Origin of the sequence: Halorientalis pallida (assembly GCF_049605515.1) — an archaeon.
GTDB lineage: Archaea > Halobacteriota > Halobacteria > Halobacteriales > Haloarculaceae > Halorientalis > Halorientalis pallida_A.
Genome location: NZ_CP187158.1, coordinates 3073039 through 3098483, shown reverse-complemented (window position 1 = coordinate 3098483; position 25445 = coordinate 3073039). Strand labels below are relative to the sequence as shown.

23 protein-coding genes are annotated in these 25445 nt (G+C 65.4%); 7 read left to right on the top strand and 16 right to left on the bottom strand.

Annotated features, from left to right (window positions below):
* Positions 1-24: 24 nt before the first annotated feature.
* The 6 genes from ACOZ4N_RS17645 to ACOZ4N_RS17620 all read right to left on the bottom strand — a co-directional run bounded on the left by ACOZ4N_RS17645 (position 25) and on the right by ACOZ4N_RS17620 (position 6918).
* Complete coding sequence (locus ACOZ4N_RS17645; RefSeq protein WP_424017672.1) at positions 25-762, bottom strand: cytidylyltransferase domain-containing protein; 738 nt, start codon at positions 760-762, stop codon at positions 25-27.
* Positions 763-911: 149 nt separating this feature from the next.
* Positions 912-1868 carry an ATP-grasp domain-containing protein gene (locus ACOZ4N_RS17640; RefSeq protein WP_424017671.1) on the bottom strand — a complete coding sequence of 319 codons (957 nt, stop codon included), beginning with the start codon at positions 1866-1868 and terminating at the stop codon, positions 912-914.
* A complete protein-coding gene (locus ACOZ4N_RS17635) occupies positions 1865-2557 on the bottom strand; it encodes an HAD family hydrolase (RefSeq protein WP_424017670.1) in 693 nt (230 codons plus the stop codon). Before ACOZ4N_RS17635 ends, ACOZ4N_RS17640 begins: the two co-directional genes overlap by 4 nt.
* Before the next feature lie 87 nt (positions 2558-2644).
* Positions 2645-3943, bottom strand: coding sequence for a nucleotide sugar dehydrogenase (locus ACOZ4N_RS17630; protein WP_424017669.1), 1299 nt, complete (start codon positions 3941-3943; stop codon positions 2645-2647).
* Between the two features lie 61 nt (positions 3944-4004).
* On the bottom strand, positions 4005-5798 hold the full coding sequence (locus ACOZ4N_RS17625) for an ABC transporter ATP-binding protein (protein ID WP_424017668.1): 1794 nt from the start codon (positions 5796-5798) through the stop codon (positions 4005-4007).
* Between the two features lie 142 nt (positions 5799-5940).
* On the bottom strand, positions 5941-6918 hold the full coding sequence (locus tag ACOZ4N_RS17620; protein ID WP_424017667.1) for an NAD-dependent epimerase/dehydratase family protein: 978 nt from the start codon (positions 6916-6918) through the stop codon (positions 5941-5943).
* Between the two features lie 126 nt (positions 6919-7044).
* On the opposite strand from ACOZ4N_RS17620, the gene ACOZ4N_RS17615 reads away from it, so the two are divergent.
* A complete protein-coding gene (locus ACOZ4N_RS17615; RefSeq protein ID WP_424017666.1) occupies positions 7045-8130 on the top strand; it encodes a guanosine monophosphate reductase in 1086 nt (361 codons plus the stop codon).
* Here ACOZ4N_RS17615 and ACOZ4N_RS17610 read toward each other — a convergent pair.
* Entirely contained in the window at positions 8127-9083 is a 957-nt protein-coding gene (locus ACOZ4N_RS17610) for an NAD-dependent epimerase/dehydratase family protein (protein WP_424017665.1), read from the bottom strand. The two genes, ACOZ4N_RS17615 and ACOZ4N_RS17610, sit on opposite strands and share 4 nt — an antisense overlap.
* A 3-nt stretch (positions 9084-9086) precedes the next feature.
* Positions 9087-10274, bottom strand: coding sequence for an NAD-dependent epimerase/dehydratase family protein (locus ACOZ4N_RS17605; RefSeq protein WP_424017664.1), 1188 nt, complete (start codon positions 10272-10274; stop codon positions 9087-9089).
* Positions 10275-10423: 149 nt separating this feature from the next.
* On the opposite strand from ACOZ4N_RS17605, the gene ACOZ4N_RS17600 reads away from it, so the two are divergent.
* Positions 10424-11539 (top strand): DUF4330 domain-containing protein, encoded by a 1116-nt coding sequence (locus ACOZ4N_RS17600; protein WP_424017663.1) that lies wholly within the window; start codon positions 10424-10426, stop codon positions 11537-11539.
* A complete protein-coding gene (locus ACOZ4N_RS17595; RefSeq protein ID WP_424017662.1) occupies positions 11532-12173 on the top strand; it encodes a hypothetical protein in 642 nt (213 codons plus the stop codon). The genes ACOZ4N_RS17600 and ACOZ4N_RS17595 overlap by 8 nt, the downstream gene beginning before the upstream one ends.
* Here the strand turns inward: ACOZ4N_RS17595 and glmS are convergent, their stop codons facing one another.
* The 5 genes from glmS to ACOZ4N_RS17570 form a co-directional block, all read right to left on the bottom strand.
* Entirely contained in the window at positions 12174-13964 is a 1791-nt protein-coding gene (gene glmS, locus ACOZ4N_RS17590) for a glutamine--fructose-6-phosphate transaminase (isomerizing) (protein ID WP_424017660.1), read from the bottom strand. It abuts the gene before it with no gap.
* Positions 13964-15157 (bottom strand): bifunctional sugar-1-phosphate nucleotidylyltransferase/acetyltransferase, encoded by a 1194-nt coding sequence (glmU, locus tag ACOZ4N_RS17585; RefSeq protein ID WP_424017659.1) that lies wholly within the window; start codon positions 15155-15157, stop codon positions 13964-13966. The genes glmS and glmU overlap by 1 nt, the downstream gene beginning before the upstream one ends.
* Positions 15158-15271: 114 nt before the next feature.
* Entirely contained in the window at positions 15272-16129 is an 858-nt protein-coding gene (locus ACOZ4N_RS17580; RefSeq protein WP_424017657.1) for a CheF family chemotaxis protein, read from the bottom strand.
* 220 nt (positions 16130-16349) lie between these two features.
* Positions 16350-17159 (bottom strand): undecaprenyl-diphosphate phosphatase, encoded by an 810-nt coding sequence (locus tag ACOZ4N_RS17575; protein WP_424017655.1) that lies wholly within the window; start codon positions 17157-17159, stop codon positions 16350-16352.
* 234 nt (positions 17160-17393) lie between these two features.
* Complete coding sequence (locus ACOZ4N_RS17570; RefSeq protein WP_424017654.1) at positions 17394-18326, bottom strand: ribonucleoside-diphosphate reductase; 933 nt, start codon at positions 18324-18326, stop codon at positions 17394-17396.
* A gap of 166 nt (positions 18327-18492) precedes the next feature.
* On the opposite strand from ACOZ4N_RS17570, the gene ACOZ4N_RS17565 reads away from it, so the two are divergent.
* Entirely contained in the window at positions 18493-19146 is a 654-nt protein-coding gene (locus ACOZ4N_RS17565; RefSeq protein ID WP_424017653.1) for a helix-turn-helix domain-containing protein, read from the top strand.
* A 65-nt stretch (positions 19147-19211) separates the two neighbouring features.
* Here ACOZ4N_RS17565 and ACOZ4N_RS17560 read toward each other — a convergent pair whose 3' ends face one another.
* The 3 genes from ACOZ4N_RS17560 to ACOZ4N_RS17550 all read right to left on the bottom strand — a co-directional run bounded on the left by ACOZ4N_RS17560 (position 19212) and on the right by ACOZ4N_RS17550 (position 21551).
* On the bottom strand, positions 19212-19640 hold the full coding sequence (locus ACOZ4N_RS17560; RefSeq protein WP_424017652.1) for a type II toxin-antitoxin system VapC family toxin: 429 nt from the start codon (positions 19638-19640) through the stop codon (positions 19212-19214).
* The gene (locus tag ACOZ4N_RS17555; protein WP_424017651.1) at positions 19640-19915 is read right to left on the bottom strand and encodes an AbrB/MazE/SpoVT family DNA-binding domain-containing protein; all 276 of its coding nucleotides are present in this window, start codon (positions 19913-19915) and stop codon (positions 19640-19642) included. The genes ACOZ4N_RS17560 and ACOZ4N_RS17555 overlap by 1 nt, the downstream gene beginning before the upstream one ends.
* 88 nt (positions 19916-20003) lie before the next feature.
* Positions 20004-21551, bottom strand: coding sequence for an aldehyde dehydrogenase family protein (locus ACOZ4N_RS17550; protein WP_424017650.1), 1548 nt, complete (start codon positions 21549-21551; stop codon positions 20004-20006).
* Between the two features lie 142 nt (positions 21552-21693).
* Between ACOZ4N_RS17550 and ACOZ4N_RS17545 the strand changes: the two genes are divergently transcribed.
* From ACOZ4N_RS17545 to ACOZ4N_RS17535, 3 genes are all read left to right on the top strand, one after another.
* Positions 21694-22800, top strand: a complete 1107-nt coding sequence (locus tag ACOZ4N_RS17545; RefSeq protein ID WP_424017649.1) for a mechanosensitive ion channel family protein — start codon at positions 21694-21696, stop codon at positions 22798-22800.
* Positions 22801-22900: 100 nt separating this feature from the next.
* A complete protein-coding gene (gene secF, locus ACOZ4N_RS17540) occupies positions 22901-23776 on the top strand; it encodes a protein translocase subunit SecF (protein ID WP_424017648.1) in 876 nt (291 codons plus the stop codon).
* A 13-nt stretch (positions 23777-23789) separates the two neighbouring features.
* Positions 23790-25415 carry a preprotein translocase subunit SecD gene (locus ACOZ4N_RS17535; protein ID WP_424017647.1) on the top strand — a complete coding sequence of 542 codons (1626 nt, stop codon included), beginning with the start codon at positions 23790-23792 and terminating at the stop codon, positions 25413-25415.
* Positions 25416-25445 lie beyond the last annotated feature (30 nt).

Below are 25445 nucleotides of genomic sequence, written 5' to 3'. Positions count from 1 at the left end.
CCCTCACTCGGGGTCGGTCGTCGATCACGACGGTGCGTTCGACTCGTCCTGGCACCCTGGCTCGGGGTTGGATTCGTCCCCAAGCAGGCACTCGACGACATCGATTTCCCACGGGTGGTCGATGTCGATCGCTCGTTCGGGCGGCATTTCGTATCCGACCGTCTCCGGCGTGTAAAATCGTTCATACTGATCCCAGGTGTCAGTGTCGGCGATGTAGATCGCACCGTTCGGGCAATAGAGGGTGTCGAGATCCTGGGACCGGACGTACTGATCGGAGAAGACCATCTCCGGGTCGAACCGCTCACCCAGTGTTCCGTCGTCGTACATCTCAAGCGCGAACTGAGGTGGTGACTGATATTCAGTTACGCTCACCAGCGTACCTGCATTGCGACCTGCAAACTTCTCGACCGCACCACACACGTCCGAATCCGACCGAAGGGGGCTGGTCACTTGCAATACACAGACAGCGTCGAAAGTGGATCCGCGATCTTCGAACCAGTCCAACGCATGTGACACCACGGCATCCGTAGATGCATCGTCCGTCGCGAGCGCTTCCGGTCGTTTGAAAGGAACGCTGGCACCGTACTGTTCCGCGATGTCGGCGATCTCGTCGTCGTCAGTAGAGACGACGACCTTCTCGAACAGGTCGGTACGAATCGCCTGTTCGACAGTATGTGCGATCAGCGGCTTTCCGGCTACGTTTCTAATATTCTTCCGTGGAACCCGCTTCGATCCCCCACGCGCGGGGACAACTCCAAGCATACCGCCAGACACGATATCGGCTTACAAGAAACCTGTTCATGCGTCCAAAGGATCGGACTGAACAGCCACTGATATGGACTGGAAGCACCAGATATCCGTGTACGGACCGCGGATCCTGTCGGGGAGAACGGCAACGGTGGCAGTACGGCTCAGTACCGATGTAGCTCGGCAACGTCGCCGTCGAACGACTGCTCACACCAATACCGGCTCAGTCGTCGCCCGAACTCGACCTCGGGTTCGGGAACGGAGCCACCGAGCAGTTGCTGGACCGCGAGGTACTGGAGGCTCGGTGTGACGAACTCCCGGCACATCGTGCCCGCCGTCCGCGCACCGACTTCGGTGATCCGTGGGTCGCCGTCGTCGTCGGCTTTCACCTGGACGAAAAACGGCCCGACGAACTCCAGTTCGTCGGCCACACCACGGGCGATGTCGACGAGTGCGGGGTCGTCGACGACCTCGACTTTCGTCGAGATGCCGCTCGTGATGTCGAGCCGTTTCCGCGGGACACAGGCCAGCAGATCCCCCGAACCGTCGGTCAGGCAGTCGATCGTGTACTCCGGACCGGGCAGGTACTCCTGAACGATCGGGTCCGTAACCCGCTCGAAGTAGAACTCGAGGTCCCGTCGTGAGGTGATCTCGTGGATGCCTTCCGATCCGGACCCGGTTCGGGGTTTGATGAAAAGTTCGTCGCTAGGGTCCACGTTCGCGATATCGATCCAGGAGTCGGGAAACGGGAGCGTGTCACCGAGCCGTTCGTACGTCTTCCACTTGTCCTGTGTGACGGTGAGCGTCTCCGGCGGGGAGATCATGACCCGTGCGCCCACCTCGCGGAACCGGTCTTTGGTGTTGGCGAACCGTTTCAGGATCGGATCCAGGGACGGGACGACGACGTCGATGTCTTCGGTCTCGACGATATGGAGGATCGAAGCCATGTACTCGTCGTCGTCGAACGGCGGAACGATGTAGCCGGCGTCGGCCAGGTGGAGCCCGGGAGAAAGGTCGTCGATATCAGTAGAGACGGTCCGGATGTCGCCGTGTTCGTTCAGTGCCTTGAGGCTGGTGACGGCCATTCCGGAGCCAGCAGGTGTGAAAAGAACGGATGTCATAATTCAGTTTCCCACTTGCGGATGATATCTGGAACTGGCAAGAGACTTTCGACGGTCATCGTCGGACGTTGCACGTCCGTTTCGGGACTCTCTGCCGCGTATTCACCCCACGACCGGTCGAGCCATATAGATCGCATCCCCAGTTCGTTCGGAGCGACGAAGTCCTTGGTCGGATTATCTGCGATGTACACCGCACACGTGGGATCGTGGCCAGTGTCTTTCAAAAACGCCTCGAACATATCCGTAGCCGGTTTCTCGTTTCCAGATCCGAACTCCTCGGAGATGTAGATCTCGTCGATCCACTCTGTCAGACCGAGCGCCGCAATCTTCCGGCGTTGTTTGCGTGTTTTCCCGTCAGTGATAAGGGCGAGTGGTCGATCGGCGAGACGATCCAGACACGTCACGGCGTTCGTAATTAGGTCGATTTGGGGGTCGTGCGTCCGGTACTGTTCGACCAGTTCCGTGACTGATGCATCAAGATCCATCTCTTCGAGCAATCGGTCGAAGTTGTCGCCTCGCACACCGTTCTTGAACTCCGCTTCAAGAAACTCGTAGATTCGGTCGGCGGACGCTCCCGAGCGCTCCGCGAGCATGTCCGCAACGGCGCGAAACCCGCTCAGCACGAATTCGGATTCGGGATACAGCGTGTCGTCGAGATCAAAGGCAACGGCAATCTGTGCCTCAGTCATGTGTTTCGATAGCAGCAGTATCTCGGGTGGCCACATACCGCTTTTGATCAGTTGTAGCGAATCGTTCGAGAACACCGGAACGTAAAGTCACAACCGCGAAACCGAGTCGTCGTCGAGCCCGGCCGTCGCGTTGCGCGTGTCGAACACGAGTGGGGCGTGCTCGACGACGAACTCGAAATCGTAGTCGGCGTGGTCGGTCACGATGATCACGCAGTCCTGCCGCGAGAGAGCCTCATCCGTCAACTCGACGGACTCGTACTGGCCGGCGTCGGACACGTCAATCGAGGGGACGTGTGGATCGTTGTATTCGATCACCGCACTCCGGTCGTCCAGCTCGCGGATGATATCACGGGCGGGCGACTTCCGTGTGTCTGGTACGTCCGGTTTGTAAGCCACACCGAGGACGAGGACGTTTGCGCCGGGCAGTGGGACGCCATTTTCGTTCAAGATTCGTGTCACCCGATCAACAATATAGACCGACATCTCACGGTTGGTCCGGTCGGCCAGATCAACCAGCGGCGTATCGATGCCGTCCTGTTTCGCTCGCCAGGAGAGATACATCGGATCCACCGGGATGCAGTGACCGCCGAGTCCGGGGCCTGGATAGAACGGCATGAACCCGTACGGTTTCGTTTTCGCTGCCTCGATCACGTTCCAGAAGTCGATGTCGAAGTTGTCCGCGACTTTGACGAGTTCGTTCACCAGCGCGATGTTGACGTTCCGGAAGGTATTTTCCAGGATCTTCACCATCTCGGCTTCCGTCGAGCCACCGGTGCGGACGATGGTCTCGAACAGATCAGCGTAGAACGCTTCCGCCCGGTTACCACACTCCTCGGTGACGCCGCCGATCACTTTCGGAATTTCGACAAGGTCGTACTCCTCGTTTCCAGGGTCGATACGTTCTGGCGAGAACGCGAGGTACACGTCCTCACCGACGGTGAACCCCGCCTCCTCGAAGACGGTCGCGAACAGCTCTTTAGTCGCGCTCGGATAGACCGTACTTTCGATGATGACTGTCGTATCGGGGCTGATGACGGCAGTGAGTTGCTCACAGGCTTTGAGAACGTAGGAGACATCCGGCTGGCCAGACTTCTGGAGCGGTGTCGGCACACAGATGGCAACGTGTGTCGCCTCCGAGAGCAGGTTGTACTCCGCAGTCGGTGTGAACCCCTCCTCCATCGCGACCTCAACGTCGACATCTGAAACGTCCTGAATGTACGATCGGCCTTCCTGTAGGGCGGTAGTTCGCTCCTGATCGATATCGACGCCGACCACCGGAAATCCCGCTCGCGTCGCTGCCAGACCGAGCGGCAGACCGACCTCGCCGAGACCCACGACGCCGAAGAGGATGTCAGAATTCAGATCGGCTACGGATCCATCACTCATCAGTTCGGGCATAATGAATCGCTGACCTAAAAGTGATCCGACGGATTATTCCGCCGGCATCCTACTGCGAAGCATACAGTTCGGCATACGTCCCACCCTCTTCGACGAGATCATCGTGTGTTCCGGACTCGGTTATCCGGCCGTCTTCCATCGCGTAGATCCGGTCCGCGTTGACGACGGTCGAGAGGCGGTGGGCGATGACGATCAGGATCCGGTCTTGTTCCGAGGCTTCGAGGTTCGCCTGGATGTTCTCCTCAAGAGACGTATCGAGGTCGCTCGTCGCTTCGTCCATGACCAGTACGTCAGCATCCTTTAACAGTGCGCGGGCGATAGCAATGCGTTGGCGCTGCCCGCCGGACAGTCGAACACCGTCGTCGCCGAGAACGGTATCGAGTCCGTTCGGGAGATCCTCGAGGAATTCAGTCACCTGTGCCAGCTCACACACCTCTTGGATCTCAGCCTCGCTCGCCTCGCGGTTCCCGATGGTTACGTTGTACCGCACCGTGTCGTTGAAAATGAATGGATCCTGACGAACCATCGATATATCCGCCCGCCAGGCATCCAGATCGAACTGCTGAACATCAGTTCCGTTGGCGGTGATGCGACCCGAGTCGGGGTCGTACAGCCGGGTGAGCAGAGAGACGACCGTGGACTTTCCCGCACCGGACGGGCCGACGAACGCGACGAACTCGCCTCGATCGACGCCAAACGAGACGTTCCGCAAGACCAGTTCCTCGTCGTAGGCGAAAGACACCTCCTCGAACGCAACAGACTCAACCGTCTCAGGAGTGGATTCGGCCCCGTCATCGGGTTCGCGGCGGACCGCCAGTTCGTCGATGAACCGCTGGGTTCGAACTAGATGGGGAAGGTCGCCGGCAGTCCGGTACGCGAGGTTGTTTAGTGTGCTCACCCGGGGTGCGAGACGGAAGACGGCAAAGAGGAAGATACCGAGGGCTGCGACGGTCAGCGCTACGATTTCCAGCGCGAAGTAGATAAGAGCGAAGACCGTCACGGCGGTCAGCATCTGGTAAACATTATCCATCGCGGCCTCGTTTCGGGCCTTCCGTACCCTCGACCGGTAAAACTGATCGACGGCGTCGGTGAAGTCCGCGAATACTTCCTCGACGAGGCCGAATACTTTCACGTCTCGGATCCCCTGTGTGCCCGCCTGGGCGCTCTCGTGGATCCGTTCGTTGGCGTCGGCGATCCGGTCGCCGATGGCGTAACCGGATTCAACGACGTACCGCATGAGAAAGAGAATCACGCCGAGTAGTATCGCCGTCAGGACCGTCATCTGAGGGGCGATGTACAGCGCGACGCCGAGATAGACGAGGCTCAATGCTCCCTGTTCAACCAGTCGTACGACACGGCGGATGACCCGTGCGGCGTACTCGGACTGGGTCACGATGGCGTTGAGTACCTCGTCGGACCCTTTCTCGTCGTAGTAGGCAATCTCGGCGTCAAGGGCATGGTCAAGGCCAGTCGTCTGGAGGTGTCGGACGTAGTCCGTCTGGAGCGCCGCACGAAACCAGTCGACCAAAAAACTCGACGTGTACCGGACAATCATCACGAGTGCCACGCCAGCGACGATGAACTCAAGCGTGAACGGGATCCCCAAGAACGCGTAGGTATCGAGAAACGCTTGGCCCATCCGACTCAACTCGCCACGGCTGGCCGTTCCCTGTGCAATCTCGATGATCGGGACGAGGAAACTCAATCCGATTCCTTCCAACAGCGCTGCGAGGATACTCAAGAGGATAATTCCCACAGTCATCGCGGGCCGGTAGAGCGCGACGATATAGAGCGCGTGCAGTTGTTCGCGGAGAGAGATATCCGCAGTGTTCGGTTCCGTCACTGAGACACTCTTTTGGAGTCGCGTACAAAAAGTGTCTGGTCCATCTACAGTCGGTTCCCCGCCCGCCTCGGGCGGTTCAATCGCGGAGCCTTGCTGGTGTACTGAAGTATCAGTCGGCGCGACCGGCCGCCGATGATTTTGATCACTCAACCGACAGCAACCCACGAACCGAGTCCTCGACGCTCTCAGACACCTCCCACCCCAGCCGATCCCGCGCGGCCGCCGTATCCACGCCGAACTCCTCCACCATCGTCTCCCCGCTCCGGGGGTTCTCGACGAGTTCCACGTCGGCGTCGATGCCACGCTCCTCACGCGCGATCGACTGCACCAGTTCCGCCACCGCCATCACGCCGGGGTCCTCGTCGCTGGCGATCTCGTACTTCTCGACGCCGGTCTCGCCCGCCCGAGATTGCTCGACCAGTCGCTCGGCGCTCTTGACGAACGCGTCGGCCACGTCCTTGACGTGGACGAAGTTCCGGGACTGACTCCCGGGCTCGTAGACGGTCAGCGTCTCGCCCGCGAGCGCCCGGTTCACGAAGAAGTTGATCACCGTGCCCTTCGACACCTCTTTTCCACCGACCTCGTGACGACCGTACAGATTGGAGATCATGAACTGGTGAGCGGGGAAACTCCCGTCGGCGAGGGTGTCGATGGCTCGCTCGCCCAGCACTTTCGTCCGGCCGTACCAGTTCAGCGGGTCCCGCGGGAGGTCGACGGTGATGGGGAAGGTTTCGGGGTCGCCGATGACGGCCATCGAGAAGGGGAAACACAGCGCCGCGCCGGACTTCTTGCAGAACCAGGCGACGTTGTTCGTGCCCTGGACGTTGACCTCGTAGGCCAGGTCGGGCTTGTCGTCACAGTCGTCGACGCCCGAGATGGCGGCCAGATGCAAGACCACGTCCGCGCCGTCCAGCGCCGCCTCCAGTCGGTCGCGGTTACGGATGTCGACGTGTTCGACGGTCACGTCGCCGATCTCGCGGAGGTCGCCGAGATAGAAGTTGTCGAGTGCGGTGACGGTCCAGTCGGGGTGGTCCTCTTGCAATTGTGCGACGACGCGGCTGCCGATGTAGCCGGCCGCGCCGGTGACGGCGACGTGGACGGGCTCGGCGGTTTCGCTCATGCACTGGGTGTCCACGTGAGGGGTTACAAATCTCGTGGTTGTGGACGGACAGGTCGGCGCGTCGGCAACACGAACGTTGACACGACCAGCGGATTTATCCGCTCGAAGCGACTGGGATTGTGCGGCATGAACGAACCGCGAACGGGACTGAGCTACGGGGACGTGTTACTGGTGCCACAGCGCTCGCCCGTCGACAGCCGGAGCGACGTGGCCCTCACCACCGACCTGACGCCCGGACTCGAACTGGATACACCGCTGGTCTCGGCGGCGATGGACACGGTGACGGAAGCCGAGCTGGCCATCGCACTGGGCGAGGCCGGCGGGCTCGGGACCATCCACCGGTTCCTGACCGTCGACGAGCAGGCCAGCGAAGTCGCGGCCGTCGCCGACGCCGGCCAGCGGGTCGCGGCCGCCGTCGGCATCGACGAGGATTCGGTCGGGCGCACGGAAGCGCTGGTCGACGCGGGCGTCGACGCGGTCGTCGTCGACGTGGCGCACGGACACATGGAGCGGACGCTCGACACCGTCGGCGCGATCCGGGAGGCCTACCCAGACCTCGAACTCGTCGCGGGCAACGTCGCCACGCCCGCGGGCGTCGAAGACCTCTACGCGGCGGGTGCGGACTGCGTGAAGGTCGGGATCGGCCCGGGCTCGCACTGTACCACGCGCAAAGTCGCCGGTGCGGGCGTGCCCCAGCTCACGGCGGTCGACGACTGCGCCGAGGCCGCCGCGGATCTGGACGTGACCATCTGTGCCGACGGCGGCATCCGGACCTCGGGGGACGCCGTGAAGGCGCTGATGGCCGGCGCGGACACCGTGATGCTGGGCAGCCTGTTCGCCGGCACCGCCGAGGCCCCCGGCGAGACCGTCGAAGTCGACGGCGTCCGGTACAAGCGCTCGCGCGGGATGGCGACGACAGCGGCGGCCGAGGACCGCTCGGACAAGGCCGAGGACGTGAACAAAGACGAGGGCGTCGAGGGGCTAACACCGTTCAAAGGCCCGACGAAAGCGGTGGCCGAGGAGTTCTGTGCCGGTATCAAGTCCGGCCTCTCCTACTGCGGGGGTCACACCATCCCCGCCGCCCGCGAGAAGGCCGAGTTCATCAGAGTCGCCGCCAGCGCCCGCGAGCGCGAGGGTGCCCACACCGACCAGGAGTGGGAGACCGTCAGCGTCGACAGCACGAAACACGCCCAGGTCGAAGGCGACGACTAGTTCGGTCCGCTCTTTTCCCCGGTAAACCGGTCGGCCAGGTCCCGCACGCCCTCCCGCAGGGACCACTCCGGCTCGAAGCCGGTCTCGGCAAGCCGGTCGAAGTTGACGTGATACGACGGCCCGGGATGCTCGTCTTCGAGATAGGTCACGTCGACGGGGCCGACCTCGTCCCGGACCAGATCGGCGATCTCGCTGATCCGGTAGTTGCCCGCGTTGGTGCCGACGTTGTACACCTCTTTCTCCCAGTCCTCGGGGTTGCAGGCGGCGTGTTTGTACGCCGCGGCGGCGTCCTCGACGTGAATAAAGGGCCGCCAGTTCGACCCGTCGCCGTAGACCGTTAGCGAGCGACCGGTCAGCGCGCGGAAGACGAAGTGGTTCACGACGAGGTTGAAGCGTACCCCCGGCGAGTAGCCGAAGTTCGTGCTCATCCGGAGGGCGGTCCCGGCCATGTCGTGGTCCTCGCAGTAGGCCGCGAGGAGGGACTCGGCCTCGTACTTGGCCTCGGCGTAGGGGTTGATCGGGTCCGGCTCCACGGTCTCGTCGATGTCGCGGCTCATCGCCCGCCCATAGATGTTACACGACGAGGCCGAGACGACGTTCTCGACGCCGAGTTTCCCCGCCGCCTTCAGGACGTTCTCGGTGCCGTCGTAGTTGACCGCCATCGTCTCCGCGCGGCGGTCGTGGGTGCTGGCCGCGCCGGTGATCGCCGCGAGGTGGATCACGGTGTCGGCGTCCCGCATGGCGTTCTCCACGTCGCCGTACTCGCGGACGTCGCCCCGGCGGAAGTCGACGCCCTCGTCGGGGTCGGTGGCGAGCGTCCCCAGGAGCGCGCGGGGTGAGCCGTTCGACAGCGAATCGAGGACGACCACTCGGTCCACGTCGTCGTCGGCTCGCAACATCGGGACGAGTGCGCTCCCGATGTAGCCACAGCCGCCGGTGACCAGCACGTCCACGGGTCAGTCCTCCGAGTCTTCCAGCACGCCCGGGAGGAACCGGTCCTCGTGGGCCTCGATGGTCTCGGTGTAACGGGTCAGCGTCTCGAAGATGTCCCGCACGCCGCCCTCGAAGTCCTGGGCCTGCTCGCCGATCACGTTCATGTACCGGTCGTTCTCGATCTCCATCTTGTGGGTCTCGTCCTCGTCGCGCGGGTTCTCGAAGTGCTCGACGGCCACGTCGAGGTCGAACTCGTCGCCCACGTCGGCGATCGTCTCGGCGATCTCGACGATGCTGATGGCCCGCGTGACCTGGTTGTAGACGGTGACGCCGTCGTCATCGTCGGGCCGCTCGTCGGCGTCCGCGAGCGCCAGTTCGGCCAGCCCCTCGACGGTGTCTTCCAGGCTGATGAACGGCTTGCGCTGTTCGCCCTTCCCGTAGACCGTGACGGGGTAGCCCGCGACGGCCTGGGCGCAGAAGCGGTGCCCGACCGTGCCGAAGTAGTAGTCGAAGTCGAAGCGGGTCTTCAGCCGGTCGTCGGCCCGCGTCTCCTCGGTCTCGGTGCCGTAGACGATGGCCGTCCGCACGTCCGAGATGGGGATGTCGAACTGCGACTGGGCCAGCCGGAGGTTGGCCGCGTCGTGGCTCTTGGTGAGGTGGTACCAGCTCCCCGCCATCGCCGGGAAAGGCACGTCGTCGCGCTCGCCCTGGTTCTCCATGACCGCGCCGCCCTCGGGGATGGGGAACTCCGGCGCGCCGTAGACCCCAGTGGTCGTGGTCTCGATGAAGTGCGTGTCGGTGAGGTCGTGTTCTTCGAGCCCCCAGACGAGGTTCCGGGTGGCCTGCATGTTGTTGTGCTGGGTGTAGTTGGCCCGCTCGCCGTTGATCTGGGAGTACGGCGCGGAGGGCTGGGCGGCCGTGTGGACGATGACTTCGGGTTCGTGGACGGTGAGGAGTTCGTCCACGAAGTCCTTCTCGACGAGGTCGCCCTGGACAAAAGACAGGTTGTGCACGTCGTGGGCCTCCCGGGCCGCCGCGAGGCGCTCGTCCATCCAGCCGATGGGCACGGCGCTGGTCGAGCCGACCTCCTCGACCCACTCGCGCCGCTCGAAACTGTCGACTGCCAGCACTCGGTCCTCGGTTCGTGTCGCGATCCGGAGCGCGGTGGGCCACCCGACGTAGCCGTCACCGCCAGTGACGAGTATCGTCATTAGTTACTCACATTTCGAGTAACCACGCGCGGCTAAATAGTTTGTGATCTGTCACTGGCGGTGACCGTCGGCGTCGCTGGTGTCGGGGCACTGACGGCTGAGTCTGTCGAAACCACTATACCCGCAGGATTCGACGCGGGGGACGAGTGATGGAGTTGATCGACGAGAAGGGACGGTTGTTCGGACGCGTCAACGTGGTCGACGCGCTCGTCGTGCTGGTCGTGCTGGCAGTGGTCGCCGCGGGCGTGGCGCTGGTGACCGGTGGTGGCGGCGGTCCCACAGCCCCGAGCGGCGACGGTACCGACGCCGAAACTCGCTACGCGACGCTCGCGCTGGGCGCACAGCCGGTCTGGTCCGTGTCCCCGATTCTGTCGGATCAGAACGTCACACTCTCGGGGTCGAGCGCGACCGTCTCCGTCACGGACGTGCATCTGACGGGCGCGACGAACGACCGGGTGAGAACGCTCGTCCGAATCGCCTATCCCGAGGGGACGACCGTGGGGAACGCGCCGCTTCGGGCCGGGCAGGCCGTCACCATGGTCGGCGACGACTACCAGACGGAAGCGGCCGTTCGCTCCGTCGGTGGCAACCGGTCGACGTTCCGCAGTGCGTCGACGCCCGTCGCGGTCACGGCGACCGTCGACCCAGCGACGGCCGCGGCAGTCGAGTCCGGTGACCGGTTCACAGTCGGTAACCGGACACTCGCGACGGTCGAGTCCGTCGCGGTGTTGCCGACCAACGAGAGCGACGTTCGCCGGCTCCAGCTCGGCGTCACGCTCGCGACCCGCACCGTCGCCGGGACGCCCGAGTTCGCCGACCGAGCGCTCCGCGTCGGGTCGAGGGTCCCGCTCCGGACGAACGACGTTGGTGACATCGCCGCCACCGTCACCGCGGTGGGCTCGCTCGACCAGCCCGGCGACCCGGTGAACGGCACGATGACCGTCGTCTGGGAGGGCGTCCGTCCGAGCGTGGCCGACGCCCTCACCGCAGGTCAGAACGCACGTCACCGCGGGGCGACGGCCCGTATCACCGGCGTCGCGTCCGACCCTTCGAGCGTCGTCGTCCCGACGGCCGACGGCGATCTGGTCCTCCGCGACCACCCGCGTCTCCGTGACGTGACGCTGACGGTCCAGGCGACCGCGAGACGGACCGACTCGGAGGTCCTGTTCCACGGTCGCCCGCTGACGGCCGGCCGGACGGTCACGCTCGACTTCGACAGCATTAGGGTCCGCGGAACCGTCGTCAATTTCGAGTCGGATGAGTGACGCGTCGAGCAACGAGGCGTCCACCCTCGGTCGACTCCGTGCGACCGTCGACGGCTGGGTGGCGGCTTCCCGGACAGGCCAGACGCTGACCGCCGTCACCGACCGCCTGTCTGTCGCGGCCGCCGAGTCCAGGGTCGGCAGTGCCACGGCCACCCTCGGCGACTGGATTCGCGCGTCGTGGTGTTATCGGTGGTTGACCGCCGACCCCGATCCGGACGTGATCGTCATCGACCTCCGGGAGACCTACACCGTCGGGCCGATCATCCGCGTGCTGGACGGTGTCGTCGATCCGCTCGCCGAGTCCTGGGAGGGCTCTGCGGCCGAATCGACGCTGTCGGGAATCGCGGACGCACCGGTGCGTGCGCTCGGAATCGTCGCGGCGGTCGCGGTGCTGACCGAGACGGCCCTCTCGCTCGCGCTGGGCGGTTTCACGCAGTCCGGCCTGCTGACCCGGGCGGTCCTGTTCGGCCTCGCCGCAGTGGCGATCCAGGTCCCGCTGTCGGCCTCGGAACTCGCGGAGACACGCACCGGCCGCCTCCTCCGGGCGGTGTTCGAACCGCCGGAGCCGCCGAGCGAGGAGACCGAACGCACGAGAGAGCGACCGAAAGACGACGAAGCGGACGACTGCGACTGATCACTCGACGGTGACGCTTTTCGCCAGGTTGCGCGGCTTGTCGATGGACCGGCCGAGCATGTCCGCGGTGTGGTAGGCCACCAGTTGCAACTGGACGTTCGCGACGACGGCCGCCACGCGGCGGTGGGTGTCGGGCACTTCCAGTACGTGGTCGGCGTACCGCTCCACGTCGCTCTCGCCGTCCGTGACCGCCACCACTGGCGCGTCGCGGGCCTCGACTTCCTTGACGTTGCCCACGGTCTTGGTGGCCTGCTCGTCGTCGCCGGTGACGACGGCGAACACGGGCGTCTCGGCGGTGACCAGCGCCAGCGGCCCGTGTTTGAGTTCGCCGGCGGCGAAGCCCTCGGCGTGTTTGTAGGTGATCTCTTTCATCTTCAGCGCCCCCTCCAGCGCGACGGGGTAGTGCAGGCCCCGGCCGATGAAGAAGTACGACTCGGCGTCGCGGTAGGTCTCGGCGATCTCCTGTGCGGTGGAGGTGTCGAGGATCTCCTGGACCGCCCCCGGAAGATCGCGCAGGCCGCTGATGACCTCGCGGGCGTCCCCGACGCTGGTTATCGCCAGCGCCAGCAGGTTCAGCGCCGCGATCTGGCTGGAGAAGGTCTTGGTCGCGGCGACGCCGATCTCCGGCCCGGCCCGGATGTACATGGCGTGATCGCACTCCCGGGCGACCGTCGAGCCGACCGTGTTGGTCACCGCGAGCGTGCGCGCGCCGCGCCGCCGGGCCTCCCGGAGCGCGCTCAGGGTGTCGGCGGTCTCCCCGCTCTGGGTGACCCCGATCACCAGCGCGTCCCCGATGGGCGGCGGGCTGGTGGCGTACTCGCTGGCCAGGAACGCCTGGGCCGGAATCCCGGCCTGCTGGAACAGCTGAGCCGCGTAGACGGCCGCGTGGTAGCTCGTCCCGCAGGCGACCAGCTGGACGCCCCGCGGCGAGAGGTCCCCGAGGTCGGAGAGGTCGACGGTGCCGGACAGTTCGTCCACCCGCCCCCGGAGGCACTGCCGGAGCGCCCGGGGTTGCTCGTGAATCTCCTTGAGCATGAAGTGGTCGTAGCCGCTCTTTCCCGTCTCCTCGGGGTCCCAGTCGACGGTGTCTTCGGTCTTCTCGACTGGTTCGCCGTCGAGGGTGGTCACCCGGTAGCCGTCGGCGTCGACGACCGCGAACTCGCCGTCGGCCAGATAGACCACCCGGTCGGTGTGATCGCGGAAGGCCGGCACGTCGCTGGCCAGATAATACGCGTCGTCCTCGATGCCCAGCACGAGCGGCGAGTCGTTGCGCGCCGCGAAGATCCGGTCGACGCCCGACATGACGACGGAGACGGCGTAGCTGCCCTCCAGCCGCGCGATGGCCTGCCGGACCGCGTCCTCGGGGTCTGCGCCGTCGGCGAGCGCGTCCTCGATCAGGTGCGGGACGACCTCGGTGTCGGTGTCGCTCCGGAACTCGTGACCGGCCGTCGAGAGTTCGTCGCGGAGTTCCTGGTAGTTCTCGATGATCCCGTTGTGGACGACCGCGACCTCGCGGTTGCAGTCCAGGTGCGGGTGGGCGTTCTCGTCGGTCGGCGGCCCGTGGGTACTCCAGCGAGTGTGGCCGATGCCGACCGATCCCGAGGGACTGCGCTCCTCCAGCGCCGCCCGGAGGTCGTCGATCTCGCCGGCGGTCTTGCACACGTCCAGTCCCTCGCCGGCCAGCGCGACGCCCGCCGAGTCGTAGCCCCGGTATTCGAGTTTCGAGAGCCCGTGGACGAGGACGTCGAGGGTCTCGCCGTCGCGGCCGGCACAGCCGATGATGCCACACATCAGCGCATCACCTCCGCGCCGTCGGGGATCTGGCCGCGGGCGTGGGCACCGGTGTGGAGGTGCGCCGACGGTCCCACGAGCGTGCCGGGGTCGAAGCTCACGTCGCCCTCCGCCGTCACTCGGTCCGCGAGGACCGCGCCGAGGCGCTGGTCCTCGAAGACCTCGTTGCCCACGCGCACGTCGGCCTGCCCGCCGGGGACGACCGAGCCCGCCCCAACGTCGACATCCTGGCCGGTCACGGTGTCGACGAGGACGCTCCCGGCGTCCACGCGCGCGTCGGCGTCTAGTACTGTTCGTTCGACGGTCACGTTCGCGCCGACGGTGACGTTGTACCCCAGCGCGGCGTCGGGACCGACGACCGCACCCGGGCCGATCTCCGAATCCGGACCGACGACGACGGGCGGTCGCAGGGTCGCGTCGTCGTGGACGCGAGCGTCGGCGTGGACCCAGACCCCCTCCTCGCGCTCGGTCACGTCGACTTTCCCCCGCGCCAGCACCGTCCGGGCGACGGTCAGCAGGTCCCAGGGGTAGGTCGCGTCGACCCACATCCCCTCACAGCGGACCCCGCGGACCTGCTCGCGCTCGGCCAGGCGGGCGATGGTATCGGTCAGCGCGAGTTCCCCCGCGGATCGGGGTGTGTCGGCGATCTCGTCGAATATGCTCGCATCGAAGGCGTAGATGCCGGCGTTGATCAGCCGGTACTCCCCGGTCGTGGGTTTCTCGATGATCTCGGTGAGATCCTCGTTCTCGAGGACGACCGCGCCGTACTGGCCGGCATCGGGGTGTTCCATGACCGCCAGCGCGGCACTGGGACCGTGGCGCTCGAACCCCTCCGCCACGGCCTCGACCATCGAGGACTCGATGAGGCGGTCACCGTTGACGACCAGCGGCGGGCCGTCCACGGCCGCGCGGGCCTGCAGGAGGGCGTGGCCGCTTCCGAGCTGTTTGTGCTGGCGGACGTACTGGACGGGCACGTCCCGATAACTCGGGCCGAAGTGGTCCTGCACCCGGTCGTGCTTGTAGCCGACGACACAGACGAGTTCGTCCATGCCGGCGTCGACCAGGGCGTCGAACACGTGTTCGAGGATCGGGCGATTGGCGGCGGGCAACATCGGTTTCGGACGGTTGCGCGTCAGCGGACGCAACCGAGTCCCTTCACCGGCAGCGAGAACAACCGCCGTGCTGACGCTCATACCGAATGGTTGCCGGCGGCCCGTTTCAACTTTCCGGCCGGCGAACCCCACTTTCCCCACTAATCCACACGTTAGTCGCTTTATTACGGGAATTCGGGCACGAGTAGTGGCAGACTACTCGTCACTCATGGCATCACTGGCCAGATTTCTCCCACGCGCGTTCAGTGCGACCTCCGTCCGAACCCGGACCTCGTCGACCGCGCCGATGTCGAGCAGGCGCTGGTAAATCTCCTCGACCTCGTCCGGTGGGATGCCGACGAAGTCGGACATCTCGAACGGCGAGACGCCCGAATAGAGCGCCATCAGCACCTGACTCTCCATGTCGTCGAGTTCGTCCACGTCGCCCTCGTTGCGCTCGACGGCGCTCGAAAACAGCGAGGACAGCGCTCGCGTGTGGCGTTCGGTCCCCGTCAGGTGGGTCTCGACGCTGAGATCGTCCTCGGTGTGTTCGACCGAGATGACGGTGCGGTCGGTCCCCCGCACCGTCGACTGGCTCGTGTCGATGGTCCCGACGTTGTCCATGTCGATGGCGACCCGCCCGTCCGAGAGGGCCATCTTGATCGTATCGTCGACGTAGCGGAACTTCGCTTTCTCCCACTCGGTGTCCTGGACGACGCCGCCCTCGACGGCCGGGTGTTTGACGAGAACGATCTCGTCGTGTAGCGTCGCCCGACAGATCGTCTCCTCCAGCTGGGCGTCGGGCAGCGTCAGGAAGATGACCGCGCTCCCGACCCGGATGGCGGTGAAGCTCGCGACGTGTTCGGTCGCCTCGATCTCCGGTGGATCGTCGACCAGCGAGAGCTTCGCCAGCGGGACCGTCTGTTTGTTCCCGCTGGTCGCCAGCACCAGCCGCTTGTTCGTCACGATCAGGCGACAGGACTGCCAGGTCGCACCCTCGTCGACCTCCCCGCCCCGGACGGCGTAGAGGAAATCCCCCTGCGCGTCCAGCAGCTTCTGCTCGGCGTCGCTCATGGGCGACCACCTCGACGACTGGGCTGTCTCCGGTCCATGCGTGCCTGTCGTGACCAGCGGCGGGGCGCGAGTCACCGAGTGACCTGACTACCGACCCCGCCGAACTGGTCGAACTCGTCGGTACCTACCCCGCTCTGAAAGATAAACGTTGTCGGGTCGTTCTCAGAAGTTGTACGGACTGTCGGGGCCGCTGGCGCTTTCGACCGGAAACGGTGGCCGGTCACAGCAACAGGAGGCCACCGCCGACCAGTGCCAGCGTCCCGAAGCCGACACAGACGCCCCAGAAGGCGACCCGGCGGACCAGCGCCACCAGCGCCCCCACGGTGAGGTAGCCGACGACGGCGCTCACCGCGAGCGCGGTCACCGCCGCGGTCGGTGCGATTCCGAGTCCCTCGAAGGAGAGCAGTCCCGCGCCCAGCGACGCGGGAATCGCGAGCAGGAAAGACAGCCGGAGCGACTCGACGCCCTCGTGGCCCCGCAGGAGGAGCGCGCTGACGGTCGTCCCCGACCGGGAGACACCGGGCAGGATCGCCAGCCCCTGCAGGACGCCGACCGCCAGCGCGTCGACGAGGTCCGGTTCTGTCCGGCGGTCGACGCCCCCGCGTGACTCCGCGACCTTCTGGACGATGCCCGTCACGACCAGCAAGCCGCCGATCAGCGCCACGAACGCGCCGCCGGCCAGTTCCGACACGAGGGCTTCGAGCGCGGTGTAGGCCGCCAGCCCGACGACCATCGAGGACAGCGTGGCGACGATCAGGAACGACACGTCGGCGGTCCCCTCGCCGAAGGGATCGGCCGCCGAGAGGTCGGGCAGTGTCTCCAGCACGTCCCGGATCTCGTCGCGGTAGTAGACCGTCGCCGCCAGCGCCGTCCCGGCGTGGAGAAAGAGCGCGAACTGGACCGCCGCCTCCGGATCGGCGTTCCCGAGCAGGTTCAACACCAGCGCGACCGTCCCCTCGCTGGAGACCGGCAACCACTCCAGCACGCCCTGCACGATCCCGACGATCACGGCGAGCAACTGCTCGTCCATACGTCGGAGGCGGCACGGCGGCCCAAATAGCGTTCGGTACTGTGGCGGCGACCCCGCGACTAGGTTGGTCGTCGCGTCACAGGAGAGAAGTGTGGACCCGCGAGGGGGCGCGGATCCGAACGAGAGTGAGCGGGTCCCGGAGTGTGGGGAGCGGGACCCGAATCGCGTGCAGTTGGGAGTCGTGGTGTCGGGAGCGTGCAGTCGGGGAATTTCGGGGTGTCGGGAACGGAGTTCTCAGTCGGCCGCCGCGGCGCTCTCGTCCATGTCGACGAGTTCGTGGACGTCGGGGACCTCGGCCTCGGCGTCGGTGATGATCTCGATCCTGCGGGTGAGTTTGTCCCGGGAGTAGGCCACGAGCGGCGCGGGGTTCAGGCTCTCGGTGAGGTCGCTGAACGTGCCCGCGACGTGTGGCATCAGGCTCTGGAGCGTCTCCTGGACCACGTCCTCGCTGACCTCGCCGGACTGGACGTAGCCACGGACCTTGTTCATCCCGAAGCCGACGTGGCGACCCTCGTCGGAGCGAACCTTGGCAATGCCGTCGACCAGCCCCTCGGAGTTGGGGAAGTCCTCGTCGGTGACCTCGTCCGAGCCCTGGTCGGAGAAGGCCGACTGGAAGCCGTAGTAGCCGGTCTGGGCGAGGACGGACTCGACGACCAGATGGTAGTGACAGTACGCCCGGACGCGGTTCTCGGGCGTGTCGTCGGTCAGCAGGCGCTCCATCGCGTCCTCGGTCTTGTCGAACAGCGCGATGTAGTCGTCGTTGAAGTAGCGCTGGTCGGTCGGGTTGGTGACCTCGTACCCCATCTCCTCGGCGACCGGGTTGATGACCTCACGCCAGAAGCGGTCGAAGAACTGCGTGTGCTTTGCCTCCTCGTAGATCTGGCTGGAGAGGAACATCTGGTCGTTGATGTCCTCCAGCACCATCGCCAGCGGCATCAGGTCCTCCGTGACGGCCTCCTCGCCCGCGCCGAAGCGGGCGATCGCGGTCCGGAGTTCGTCGAATTCGGCCTCGCCCGGGCCGTACTCGACCATCTTCCGTTTGTCCTCGTCCAGCCCCTCGATCTCGTAGGGGTCCCAGTGCCGGTAGACGGCGTTTTTGAAGTAGCCCTGTGCGAACGAGTCGGGGTCGAGTCGCATCTCGCGGCTGTCGTCCTCCACCTGTGTCATTGTACACCCAACTGTTCGCCACGAGTCCCCTATCCGTGGTGCAAATCATCAGTGGGTCATTTATACCGCCGCAATAGCACGGGTCCCGATTGGGAGATTGGCAGGCCGGGACTCACCGCCCGACTCGACCGTCGCACCCATATGGGATCGGCCGTTAGCGAGGGGCATGCGTTACGTGGAGATGGTGTTGCGGCCGGACCGGGAGGGCTTCCACCCGGCCGAGCAGGCCATCGTGGACGACCCCGACCTCCAGCGGGTCGCGATCCACCACCTCAACCAGCTCGACGACGGGACCATCGTCTTCCTCTACGAGGCCCGGGGCCCCCTCGACCGCGCCCGGGAGCTGATGGACGGCCACGAGGACGTGCTGGAGTACAGCGTCTCCCGCGAAGGCTCGAAACTCCACGCGTACATCCACTTCGAGCCCAACGACCTGGTCGACGCGCTGTTCCGTGCGACCCAGGAGTACAGCATCGTCGTCGACACCCCCGTCGAGTGTCTGTCCGACGGCGGCATCCGGATCACCGGCATGGGCGATCAGGAGACGATCACCGAGGCGCTCGCGGTCGTCCCCGACAGCGTCGACGTGGAACTGGAGGCCATGCGCGAGTACCACCCCGACGACCGCCAGCTGTTCTCGATGCTCACCGACCGCCAGCAGGAGATCCTGCTCACCGCGGCCGAGTTGGGCTACTACGACGTACCCCGCGATGCCACCTACGAAGACATCGCCGCCGAACTGGATCTGGCCCCCGTGACGGTCGGCGAACACCTCCGGAAGATCGAGTCACGGGTGCTCACCGAGATTCTGCCGGGGTGACGCTCTTTGTGTTGAAGAACGAAGTTGACGACCACCGCCAGTGGAAACTGTCGAAGACAGGGCGGTCAGACGGACGGGTTCGCAGCCGTCGAGAGACGCGTGATTTCCTCGACGGCGTCGAAGTCGTCGTCGAAGGTGTAGAGATATTCGAGGTCGGTCCGCATCATGTAAGCCGTGATGATCCCATCGACGAACGACAGTGATTCGAACCGGTCGAACAGGTCGAGTGCTCGATTGTAATCCGATTTCGTCGCGTGGACGATTTCGAATCCGAGACCGGCATCGAGGCGGTCGTACACGTCCGTCGCAACGCCGCCCCGATTCCGTTCCCGGAGGTAGTTCAACACCTCGGCGACGACGTAATTCGTAACTCTCACAGCCGGAAGGTCGCCCTGGTCGATGCCTGAGACGATATCGCGAGCGATGTCGTGGGCCTGGTCGCGTCGACTCGCCATCGCGATGAGTACGTTCGAGTCGATTACCGCAACCGGCATTAGCTCTCCCGTTCGTCGGCGTCCATCTCGCGCTCGATGCCCATCAGGGAATGGTCGTTAGCGGCGTCTGTCTCCCCCATGTCGACCGGTTCGAAGTCCTGGAAGACACCAGTCCGCTGCCGTACTACTTCGACTGAGAGGTCACCGTCGTCACTCACGGACCACCGGATCTTGTCTCCGGGCTCCACGTCCAACCGCTCGCGGATCGCCGCTGGAACAGTCACCGCGTACCGGTCGTTCAGTGTCGTCTCGTCGCTCGTCTCGTCAACGCCCATACCGAACGCTACGTCGCTCACCTACAAAAACCTCATGAGCGCCCTCATGAGATCGGGCACGGGACACAAGACAGACGGACACTGATTCCTACATATCCGGCAGGCCGCCGAAGTTCATCGTCACCGACTTCTGCTGGGTGTAGTCGTCCAGCGTGGACTCGTCGAGTTCGCGGCCGATCCCGGACTGCTTGTAGCCGCCGTAGGGACTGGGCTCGAACATGTCGTTGTAGGTGTTGACCCAGACCGTGCCAGCCTCCAGATCGTCGGCGGCCTGTTTCGCGCTCTCCAGATCGGTCGTCCAGACGCCGGAGGCCAGCCCGTAGATGGTGTCGTTGGCCTCGGCCATCATCTCGTCGTAGTCCGACCACTCCAGAACGCTCAGGACCGGGCCGAACACTTCCTCGCAGGCGATGGTGTCCGAGTTGTCGATGTCCGTGAGGATCGTCGGCTTGTAGAAGGGCGCGCCGTCGAGGTCGGCGTCGGCGGGCTGTTCGCCGCCGTAGGCCAGTGTCGCGCCCTCCTCCAGCGCGGTGTCGACGTACGAGCGCACGTCCTCCAGATGGTCGTGGTCGATGAGCGGCCCCACGTCGGTCCGGGGGTCGAGCGGGTCGCCGATCTGGAGGTCGTCGGTCGCCTCGACGAAGGCCTCCAGGAACTCGTCGTAGATGTCCTCATGGAGGAACATGCGCGAGCCCATCGTACACTGCTGGCCGACGTTGAACCACGAGGCGATGATGCTCCCCTGGACGGCCTTCTCGATGTCGGCGTCGGGGAAGACGATGTTGGGGCTCTTCCCGCCGAGTTCCAGCGACACGGGGGTGATGTTCTCGGCGGCGTTTTGCATCGTGTACTGGCCGGCCGCGGTCGAGCCGGTCAGGGCGACCTTGCCGACGCCGGCGTGGCCGGTCAGCGCGTTCCCGACCTCGCTGCCCGCGCCGGTGACGACGTTGACGGCCCCGTTGGGGAGGACCTCCTGGATCGTGCGGGCCATCTCCAGCGTCGAGAGGGAGGCCCGCGAGGAGGGCTTGAACACGACGGCGTTGCCCGCGGCCAGCGCGGGGGCCATCTTCCAGGCGACGAACATCGCGGGGAAGTTCCAGGCGCTGATGAGGCCGACGACGCCGTAGGGTTCGTTTTGCGTGTAGGTCAGCCGGTCGGGGCTGGCCGGCGGCCGGCGGCCCTCGTCGGCGGTGCGGGCGAGGCTGGCGAAGTACCGGAACTGCTCGATGGCGACCTCCAGGTCCACGAACATCGAGTGCTGGTTCGCCTTCCCCACCTCCAGCGAATCGAGCCGGGCGATGGCGGAGCGACGGTCCTCCAGTCGGTCCGCAACCTCCAGCAGTTTGTTCGAGCGCTGCTGGGGCGACATGACCGACCACTTCTTGAAGCCCTCTTGGGCGGCCTCGACGGCGCGGTCGACGTCCGCGGGTGTCCCCTTCTGGAACCGCGCCAACTGCTGGCCGGTCGTGGCGTCGACGGACTCGACCGTCTCGCCGCTTGCCGACTCGACCCACTCGCCGCCGATGAGCATGCCGTACGTCTCCTCCCCCACCGCTTCGCTGGCGACCTGCTCGTGTTTCTCGGCGACCGAATCCCCCACGTTCACCTGATCGGAATCGAAGTACTCGCGCTGCATTCCTTCCGTCGTTCACCGGACCGACAAAAACGAGTACCGCCTCAGTTGTTCGCCCGTTTAAGTCATCGACGTGTGATACCAGACGCCACACGTCGCCCTGTCACGACAGCACGGCTATATATCGGGGCGGCGTACCGAGTGCATGCAACTCGCGGAATTGTTGACGGACGCCGAGGCGGCGGTGGTGGGACTACCGCCGTGGGCGGCCGTCCTCGTGATTCTCGGTGGGTCGGTGGCGGTCGCCTGGCTCGTCCGGGTGGGTGGCGACGCCGCGATCCGTCGGCTGACCCGCCGCATCGACGGCGACGTGGACGACGTGGTGTTCTCGACGCTGCACCCGCCGCTGTACGTGTCGGTCCTGATCGGCGGCGTCTACCTCGCCGCCACCGTGGTCTGGAACCTCTCGACGCTGGACTATCCCGTGCGGGCGGGGACGTTCTCCATCCTCGTCGTCCTGTGGGCGTGGACACTGACCCGCCTCGGGCGGCGCGTGGCAGCGGCCGCCACCGACGAGGTGAGCTTCGACCGGAAGATCCTCCCGATCTTCCAGAACGTCTGGACGGCCATCGTCCTCGGCGCGTCGGCGTTCGTCCTGCTCTCGCTGTGGGCGGTCGACGTGACGCCACTGCTGGCCTCGGCGGGGATCGTCGGGATCGTCGTGGGCTTCGCGGCGAAAGACACCATCGCGAACTTCTTCGGCTCCATCGCGCTGTACGCCGACGGGACCTACGCCGTCGGCGACTTCGTCGTCCTCGACTCGGGCGAGCGCGGCCGTGTGGAGGACATCTCGATCCGCTCGACGGTGATCCGGACCCGCGACGACATGCTCGTCACGGTGCCCAACAGCGTCCTCAACTCGGCGCTGATCGTCAACGAGTCCACGCCGGGGCGGGACCGCCGCGTCCGGATTCCCGTCGGGGTCGCCTACGACTCCGATCTGGACCACGTCGAAGCCGTCCTCGAAGCCGTCGCGGCCGCCGAGGACCTGATCGAGGACCGGCCCAGGCCACGGGTCCGCTACCGTTCGTTCGGCGACTCGGCCGTCGACGTGGAACTGCTGGGCTGGATCGACGACCCGGTCCTCCGGGGGCGCGTGACCCATCGCCTCGTCAAGGCCGTCCACGCCGCGTTCCGCGAGGAGGGGATCACGATTCCGTTCCCCCAGCGGGAACTCACCGTCGTCGGCGGTGGCACCGACGCGACCCCCGGTGCCGGTCTCGACGGTACTCGGGACGGCGTGGCCAGGTGAAACCGACAGCCGAGATAAGAAGGCTTATTCAGGGCTGTTGCACACGGTGGCGTATGGTGGAGTTCGAGGTACCGGGAGTCGGAAACGGGGGATGGTCCGGATGAGCGCCATGACCGACCTCCCGGACCGGTTCCCCGACGTCGACTACACGCGGTACACGAACAGACAACTCGCGGCGGTGCCGCTCGCCGTCCTCGCGGTCGCGCTGGCGATCCTCGCCGCCTGGTACGTCATGACCGGCACACCGGTGGCGCTCGGGATCGAGTTCACCGGCGGGACCGAGGTACAGATACAGACCAGTGCCTCCCAGAGCCAGGTCGAGCAGAGTCTCAGCGGGCTCGACCCGACGGTCCAGCCGGTACAGGTCAGCCAGGGGACACAGGAGTACATCATCACGACCCAGCAGACCGAGGGCGTGCGGCAGGCAATCGAGGGGCAGGGGTACGAGATCGCCTCGTTCAGCGAGACCTCGCCCAGCTTCGGGTCCGACTCGGTGCGACTCACACTGCTCGGACTCGGGGTCGCGTTCGTCGGCATGAGCCTGCTGATCTTCCTGCTGTTCCGGTCGTTCGTCCCCTCGATCGCCATCGTCATCTCGGCGTTTTCGGACCTGGTGATCCCGCTTGCACTGATGAACCTGCTCGGGATCAACCTCTCGCTGGGGACGGTCGCCGCGCTCTTGATGCTGATCGGTTACAGCGTGGACTCCGACGTACTGTTGAACAACCACATCCTGCGACGGCGCGGGGACTTCTACGAGTCGGCCTACCGGGCGATGCGGACCGGGGTGACGATGACGCTGACCTCTATCGCGGCGATGACCGTGATGTCGGCGGCGGCGTTCCTGCTCGCGATTCCGCTCCTGCCCCAGATCGGACTCGTCCTCGTCCTCGGGCTGTCGGCGGACCTGATGAACACCTACATGTTGAACCTCAGCCTGCTTCGCTGGTACAAGTACGAGGGGGTCACACGATGACGGAGGGAGACCGATGAACGTCCGAGAGAACTGGCGGGTCGTCTTGCTCGTCCTGTTCACGCTCGCGAGCGCCGGCATCCTGTTCGGGCCCTTCGTGGCCGCGCAGGCGACCGGTGGCGACGCCAGACCGGTCAGTCTGGACTACGGACTGCAACTCTCCGGTGGCACCCAGATCCGGGCACCGCTGGTCGGCATGACCGCCACGGACGTCGAGTTCACACAGAACACGAGTTTCCCGGAGAAGCGCCAGGCCATCGCCAACGAGCTTGGCCTCGAACCGAGCCAGGTACGGTTGAGTGCCGGTGGCGGGCAACGGCAGGGCCAGACGCAGGCCCAGAGTGGCAATACCATCGAGGTGTTCTCGAAGAACGTCACGCGGGCGGAGTTCGCCACTGCGCTCCAGAACAACGGGTTCGACGTGTCCCAGGACCAGATCAGGGACGGCGTCACGGCCCAGACCAGAGAGACGGTCGTCAACGTCCTCTCGGACAAGATCAACGAGGGCGGTATCTCCGGCGGGAACGTCAAGACCGCCGCGGCCGGGAGCGAGTACTTCATCGTCGTAGAGGTCCCCAACGCCGGCGAACAGGAGGTCAAGGACCTGATCTCCGGAACCGGTCGCGTCCAGATCGTCGCTCACTACCCCGTGCAGGAGAACGGGACGACAGTCTACCGCCAGACGCCACTGCTCAACAACAGCGACTTCACGGACATCGGGGCGGCCCAGCAGGCCGATCCACAGAGCGGGATCGACCAGCCCCACGTCCCGGTGGCGATCCGGCAAGATGGGTCGGCGGAGCGGTACTCCCAGCGGCTCCAGGACTTCGGCTTCACCCGCGAGGGGATCGGAAGCTGTCCACCGAACGCGGACCGGAACCCGGACAACGCGACCGGGTACTGTCTGTACACGGTCCAGAACGGGCGGGTCGTCTACGCGGCCTCGATGGGCCAGCAACTGGCCCAGTCGATGGAGAACGGCGACTTCGCCCAGAGTCCCTCGTTCGTGATGACGACCACGAACATCAGCGAGGCCCAGCAGCTGGCGGTCAACCTCCGTGCGGGTTCGATCCCGACGGAGCTGAACTTCACCGCGGGCACGACCTACACGCTCTTGCCCTCGGTCGCCGAGCGGTTCAAGCTGTTCTCGCTGATCGCGGGCCTGGTCGCCTACCTCGCGGTCAGTGGCGTCGTGTTCCTGCGATACGGGAGTCCGCGGGTCGCCGTGCCGATGCTGGCGACCGCCGCCGCCGAGGTGTTCCTGTTGCTCGGCTTCGCGTCGGCCATCGGCCTGGCGCTGGACCTCTCGCACATCGCCGGGTTCATCGCCGTGATCGGGACGGGGGTGGACGACCTGATCATCATCGCCGACGAGATCCTCCAGGAGGGGAAAGTCGCCACGGGCAAGGTGTTCCAGAGCCGATTCAAGAAGGCGTTCTGGGTCATCGGTGCCGCGGCGGCGACGACCATCCTCGCGATGAGTCCGCTGACGGTGCTGTCGCTGGGTGACCTCACCGGGTTCGCCATCGTCACCATCGTCGGCGTCCTCCTGGGCGTCCTCGTCACCCGTCCGGCCTACGGTGACATCCTCCGGAACCTGATGCTCTCGGAGGAAGAGCGGGAACGCTACACGGAACAGTAGCGGTCTCCGACTCGCCGCTCGTCGCCGGTA

Coding starts and splice junctions, on each gene's coding strand:
- ACOZ4N_RS17635 (WP_424017670.1), bottom strand. CDS start 2,557: ATGACTGAGGCACAGATTGCCGTTGCCTTTGATCTCGACGACACGCTG.
- ACOZ4N_RS17575 (WP_424017655.1), bottom strand. CDS start 17,159: ATGGACGAGCAGTTGCTCGCCGTGATCGTCGGGATCGTGCAGGGCGTG.
- glmU (WP_424017659.1), bottom strand. CDS start 15,157: ATGAGCGTCAGCACGGCGGTTGTTCTCGCTGCCGGTGAAGGGACTCGG.
- ACOZ4N_RS17615 (WP_424017666.1), top strand. CDS start 7,045: ATGAACGAACCGCGAACGGGACTGAGCTACGGGGACGTGTTACTGGTG.
- ACOZ4N_RS17545 (WP_424017649.1), top strand. CDS start 21,694: ATGCAACTCGCGGAATTGTTGACGGACGCCGAGGCGGCGGTGGTGGGA.
- ACOZ4N_RS17535 (WP_424017647.1), top strand. CDS start 23,790: ATGAACGTCCGAGAGAACTGGCGGGTCGTCTTGCTCGTCCTGTTCACG.
- ACOZ4N_RS17605 (WP_424017664.1), bottom strand. CDS start 10,274: ATGACGATACTCGTCACTGGCGGTGACGGCTACGTCGGGTGGCCCACC.
- secF (WP_424017648.1), top strand. CDS start 22,901: ATGAGCGCCATGACCGACCTCCCGGACCGGTTCCCCGACGTCGACTAC.
- ACOZ4N_RS17570 (WP_424017654.1), bottom strand. CDS start 18,326: ATGACACAGGTGGAGGACGACAGCCGCGAGATGCGACTCGACCCCGAC.
- ACOZ4N_RS17595 (WP_424017662.1), top strand. CDS start 11,532: ATGAGTGACGCGTCGAGCAACGAGGCGTCCACCCTCGGTCGACTCCGT.
- glmS (WP_424017660.1), bottom strand. CDS start 13,964: ATGTGTGGCATCATCGGCTGTGCCGGCCGCGACGGCGAGACCCTCGAC.
- ACOZ4N_RS17550 (WP_424017650.1), bottom strand. CDS start 21,551: ATGCAGCGCGAGTACTTCGATTCCGATCAGGTGAACGTGGGGGATTCG.
- ACOZ4N_RS17620 (WP_424017667.1), bottom strand. CDS start 6,918: ATGAGCGAAACCGCCGAGCCCGTCCACGTCGCCGTCACCGGCGCGGCC.
- ACOZ4N_RS17630 (WP_424017669.1), bottom strand. CDS start 3,943: ATGAGTGATGGATCCGTAGCCGATCTGAATTCTGACATCCTCTTCGGC.
- ACOZ4N_RS17555 (WP_424017651.1), bottom strand. CDS start 19,915: ATGGGCGTTGACGAGACGAGCGACGAGACGACACTGAACGACCGGTAC.
- ACOZ4N_RS17640 (WP_424017671.1), bottom strand. CDS start 1,868: ATGACATCCGTTCTTTTCACACCTGCTGGCTCCGGAATGGCCGTCACC.
- ACOZ4N_RS17565 (WP_424017653.1), top strand. CDS start 18,493: ATGCGTTACGTGGAGATGGTGTTGCGGCCGGACCGGGAGGGCTTCCAC.
- ACOZ4N_RS17560 (WP_424017652.1), bottom strand. CDS start 19,640: ATGCCGGTTGCGGTAATCGACTCGAACGTACTCATCGCGATGGCGAGT.
- ACOZ4N_RS17600 (WP_424017663.1), top strand. CDS start 10,424: ATGGAGTTGATCGACGAGAAGGGACGGTTGTTCGGACGCGTCAACGTG.
- ACOZ4N_RS17645 (WP_424017672.1), bottom strand. CDS start 762: ATGCTTGGAGTTGTCCCCGCGCGTGGGGGATCGAAGCGGGTTCCACGG.
- ACOZ4N_RS17580 (WP_424017657.1), bottom strand. CDS start 16,129: ATGAGCGACGCCGAGCAGAAGCTGCTGGACGCGCAGGGGGATTTCCTC.